This window comes from Bradyrhizobium sp., assembly GCF_049581145.1.
Lineage (GTDB): Bacteria > Pseudomonadota > Alphaproteobacteria > Rhizobiales > Xanthobacteraceae > Bradyrhizobium.
Window position 1 is genome coordinate 1 of sequence record NZ_JBAURI010000554.1, and the last position, 4,005, is coordinate 4,005.

7 protein-coding genes are annotated in these 4,005 nt (G+C 60.8%); 3 read left to right on the plus strand and 4 right to left on the minus strand.

The features are described 5' to 3' along the window. Positions 1-204 (minus strand): hypothetical protein (locus tag WCB02_RS18185; protein WP_423960116.1); only part of this gene is annotated, 204 nt, incomplete at its 3' end. A gap of 24 nt (positions 205-228) precedes the next feature. Here WCB02_RS18185 and WCB02_RS18190 point away from each other — a divergent pair. After that, positions 229-441 (plus strand): cold-shock protein, encoded by a 213-nt coding sequence (locus WCB02_RS18190; RefSeq protein ID WP_006612155.1) that lies wholly within the window; start codon positions 229-231, stop codon positions 439-441. A gap of 116 nt (positions 442-557) precedes the next feature. On the opposite strand, the gene WCB02_RS18195 is transcribed toward WCB02_RS18190, so the two are convergent. The 3 genes from WCB02_RS18195 to WCB02_RS18205 form a co-directional block, all read right to left on the minus strand. Further along, positions 558-1,175, minus strand: coding sequence for a TadE/TadG family type IV pilus assembly protein (locus WCB02_RS18195; RefSeq protein ID WP_423960117.1), 618 nt, complete (start codon positions 1,173-1,175; stop codon positions 558-560). 20 nt (positions 1,176-1,195) lie between these two features. Beyond that, positions 1,196-1,726 (minus strand): TadE/TadG family type IV pilus assembly protein, encoded by a 531-nt coding sequence (locus tag WCB02_RS18200; RefSeq protein ID WP_423960119.1) that lies wholly within the window; start codon positions 1,724-1,726, stop codon positions 1,196-1,198. A gap of 290 nt (positions 1,727-2,016) precedes the next feature. Then, the gene (locus WCB02_RS18205) at positions 2,017-2,868 is read right to left on the minus strand and encodes a sterol desaturase family protein (protein ID WP_423960121.1); all 852 of its coding nucleotides are present in this window, start codon (positions 2,866-2,868) and stop codon (positions 2,017-2,019) included. Between the two features lie 279 nt (positions 2,869-3,147). Here WCB02_RS18205 and WCB02_RS18210 point away from each other — a divergent pair, with 279 nt between their 5' ends. Together WCB02_RS18210 and WCB02_RS18215 are read left to right on the plus strand one after the other, a co-directional pair. Next, the gene (locus WCB02_RS18210; RefSeq protein ID WP_423960123.1) at positions 3,148-3,312 is read left to right on the plus strand and encodes a Flp family type IVb pilin; all 165 of its coding nucleotides are present in this window, start codon (positions 3,148-3,150) and stop codon (positions 3,310-3,312) included. A gap of 322 nt (positions 3,313-3,634) precedes the next feature. Next, the coding region (locus tag WCB02_RS18215; RefSeq protein ID WP_423960124.1) for a prepilin peptidase at positions 3,635-4,005 on the plus strand (371 nt) is incomplete at its 3' end.

Below are 4,005 nucleotides of genomic sequence, written 5' to 3' on the forward strand. Positions count from 1 at the left end.
GTTTTCAGCCCCCATTTGGGCCAGATTCGCGAAGATCAAAAAATCGTGCACGTCAGGATTGTTTTGGGGGCTGGCTTCGCATAATATGGACTTATCGATTTTCGGCCGGACGACATTAGCTATCCACCGGTACAGCCGGTTTAGACGCTGACGACCCTTCCAAAAATTCGATCTCACCAGCCCACCGAAAGTGGGTTTCGACATTTATATCTGAGAAGGGACTATCCCGTGAGCATGGGAACCGTGAAGTGGTTTAACGCAACGAAGGGTTATGGCTTCATCCAGCCGGATGATGGTGGCAACGATGTGTTCGTGCATATCAGCGCCGTGGAGCGGGCCGGACTCGGAACGCTGCGTGAAGGCCAGAAGATCTCCTATGAGATCGTGGCGGATCGCCGCTCGGGCAAGTCGTCGGCCGACAATTTGCGCGCCGCGAACTAAGCGATTTCCCTCAAGGCGAACGCCGGGGAATCCAGCCTGACCAAGAAGCAAAAGAGGCCGCGCGTCGCGCGGCCTTTTTCATGCGGCATGCATGCAGGCGCGTTGCCCTGCGGCGGTCATAACGTCGGGCACGGCGGGTTGGTTTGCGTGGAGGGTGGGTAGAACACGCATAGCGACTGGCGCGGCCTCGTATAAGCCACGTCGCTCAGATTGACGCCGGCCGGCGCCATCACATAGCCGATCGTCGGCACATAGAGATAGCTCGCCTGGCTGAAGATCAGATAGGTCCCGCCCACCTGGAGTGCGGAGGGAATGGTGACGGTGGAGTGCACCGCGAGAGGCGCCGTTCCCACGCTCCATTGAACCCGCGCCGCCAGCGTGCTGGGATCGACATAGAGCTCGGTGATGGTCCCGCTCACCTGCCCCGACGGATAGGGATTCGGCAACGGCGCGGGATACGGCTCCAAGATATCGACAGCGGCGTTGAAGAAACTGTCCAGTTGCAGGTCGGACACCGAGACATTCTGCGACGTCATATCGGACAGCGCCCGCGCCAACAGCGTGACCTTGCGGTCGATTGCGATACCCGAGGAAAACTCGACCGTACCGAAGAACATGACCAGCATCAGCGGCAGGATGAACGCGAATTCGACCGCCGCGAGACCGCTTCTGTCCCTGAGCAGATGGATCGCGTGGCAGCGCGCACGGGACAACGGATCCGATATCGATTTCATCGCAGGCTACTCCGCCAATGCTAATAAGGCTCGTTCTGGAATGCCGCGACCCCCGTCAGCAGCCGCTTGCTGCCCGAACAATTCGCGATGTTGTAGCCCAAAGAGGTGACGAAGATCGGCCACTGATAGAACACCCGCACGACGACGGGATCGCCGGGACCACCGGGATTGTATTGCGCGTTGATGTTGCAGTCGATCGGGAGGCTCAACACGGGAAACGCGGAGCCCGCAGGGGAGCTCTCGACATCGACATAGATACCGCTGCAGCTGAACAAGGCAGCCGGGATCTGGCTGCAAACATAGGAGAGGAACTGGGCCTGCGTATAGGAACCGGTCTGCGCCTGCCCGGTCAGGATCATGCGTGCCGACTCCTGCGTGATCGTCTCCAGCACCTGGCTGGCGAAGAACACCATGGCCGTCTCGATGATCGCAAACAGCAGGGCGAAGAACATCGGCGCAATCAGCGCGAACTGCACCACGGCACTGCCGCGCCGGCCGCGCCGAAATCGACGCAGCAGGTTCCGGAAACCAGGGGCTGATGGCGACGGCATAAAGCTATCCTTAAGGCGGCGGCGATGATTTTCGCCTCGAAATTAGCCGAAACTGATTGTTGAAGTGTTTCGTCGATTCCGAGCGCGATGGCCGACCCTCTTAAGCCCGCGTTAACCGAGCCCGCACGACGCGGTCGAAAGCCGGTCCGACTTGCCGCCGGCACAGCGAATGCGGGGCTCGAGCCGCGCCGGAGCGCGATGGGACCGGGCTCAGGCGCCATCGTGCGCCGGATTTCGGGTGAGTTTGATCTCCGCGCCAGCGCCTTCCGCGTTTGTCGCGATGAAAACCGCTACACGCTTTTCCGGATCATGCTCTGGCGCCGGAACGGATAGGCGAGCTGCCCTGCAATTTCGGACGGCATCGACGATTCGTCCTTGCCGTAATTCTCAGGCAGCCGGTTGGCCGGCATGCGAAAGGTGCCGAACAGCAGATCCCAGACCGGGAATGTGCCGGCGAAATTGGTGTTGCCGCCCTCTGCCAGCGGAGTGTGATGCCAGCGGTGAAACACCGGTGTCGCCAGCACATATCTGAACGGCCCAAGGGTCCAGTTCAGGTTGGCGTGGACGAAAGCGGAATGGAACGTGGTGAAGGGCCCGACCCAGAGCATGATATTGGGCGAGATGCCGGCCATCAGCAGCACGACGTCGACGCCGATGGTGCCGAGCAGCAGATTGACCGGATGGAAGCGCGCCGCCGAGAGCCAGTCGAGCTCCTCGGACGAATGATGGATCGCGTGATACTTCCAGAACTCGCCGCCGTGAAACAGCCGGTGCAGCCAGTACAGCATGAAATCCGACAGGACCAGGAACAGAAACGCCTGCGCCCACAACGGCAGCGTGGACAACGGCCCATGGCCGTTGTCGTAGAAGGCGATCAGGCCGTCGGCGTCATGGATGCCGAACACGACGCCGGCGCCAAGTACCAGCAGACCGATTCGGACCACGCGCGCGAACACCGGTACACAGAACCAGTACACGATGTCGGTGACGAGTTCGCCCCGGCGCCACCACGGCGCTCCGGGATTGCAGGCCCAGTAATGACTGAGCACCGTGAAGACCAGCGCGAGAGCGATCGTGATCGGCACCACCTTTTCGATGGTCTCGCCAAGCATCACGACGACTTGCATCGGTAAATCGGACATGGCCGCCTCGTCAGATTGAATGCTTCAAGGCGTAGCGCCTCGTGCTTAAAGAGCGGTGAAGGCTTTTACCCAGTGCCAGCGACAGTGGCATCCAATTGTAGCCGTTGGCTTAATGCGAAATTTACTCTGCACAACATCGGCGAATTGTGCCGATCTTTGCGCGGTCGAATTAACTGCGCCGAAATTCTCCGATCCTAGGGTGGCGCCATGGTCACGGTGCTGAGAACGCCGGCAAGACCAGACCTAGTTCGACAGCCACGTGTACATGGAGTTTAACTTATGAAGAACCTGATTGCCCGTTTCGTGAAGGACGAGTCCGGCGCCACCGCCATTGAATACGGCCTGATTGCCGCCGGCATCTCGCTGGCGATCATCGCTGTGGTCAACGGCCTCGGCACCAAGCTGAACAGCACCTTCGGCTCGATCAGCACTTCGCTGAAGTAAGCGACTGCTCTGCCGAGCAGCAAAGGCCCCGGTCTTTCCGGGGCCTTTATTGCTTTCACGGACCCTCGACTGGCGTTGTATGATGCGTAAAACCGAATTAGCCGCGCCCCCGGCGGCGCGAAAGGCACCTCTATCGGCCGCTGGCCGAGACGACACGACCGTGCAACTGGTTTGCCTGGCGTTGGTCGTGTCGCTGATTGCTCTCGGCTCCCGGATCCTCAGCATCTGGTGACATCGCCATCGACGTTTTCCGATTGTTCACCAATCTTTCGCTAGAGTGGGCGGCCGATCCACGAGTCGGCAGAACAGGCTTTGGGATCGTATGATCATCGATATCACGCGTCTTATGCTGTTTCCGGCGTTGATGGCGTTCGCCGCCGCCAGCGACCTCTTCACCATGACGATTTCGAACCGCGTCTCGCTGGCGCTGGTCGCGGGCTTCGTGGTGCTCGCCCTGCTCGGCGGCATGGGCACGTCCGACATGCTCTCGCATCTCGGCGCCGGCGCGACGGTGCTGGCGGTGGCCTTCGGCTGCTTCGCCATGGGCTGGATCGGCGGCGGCGACGCCAAGCTGGCAGCCGCGGCAGCGCTCTGGTTCGGCTTCGCCGAACTGATGAACTACCTGCTCTACGCCTCCCTGTTTGGCGGCGCGCTGACGCTGCTGCTGCTGCAGTTCCGGCAATGGCCGCTGCC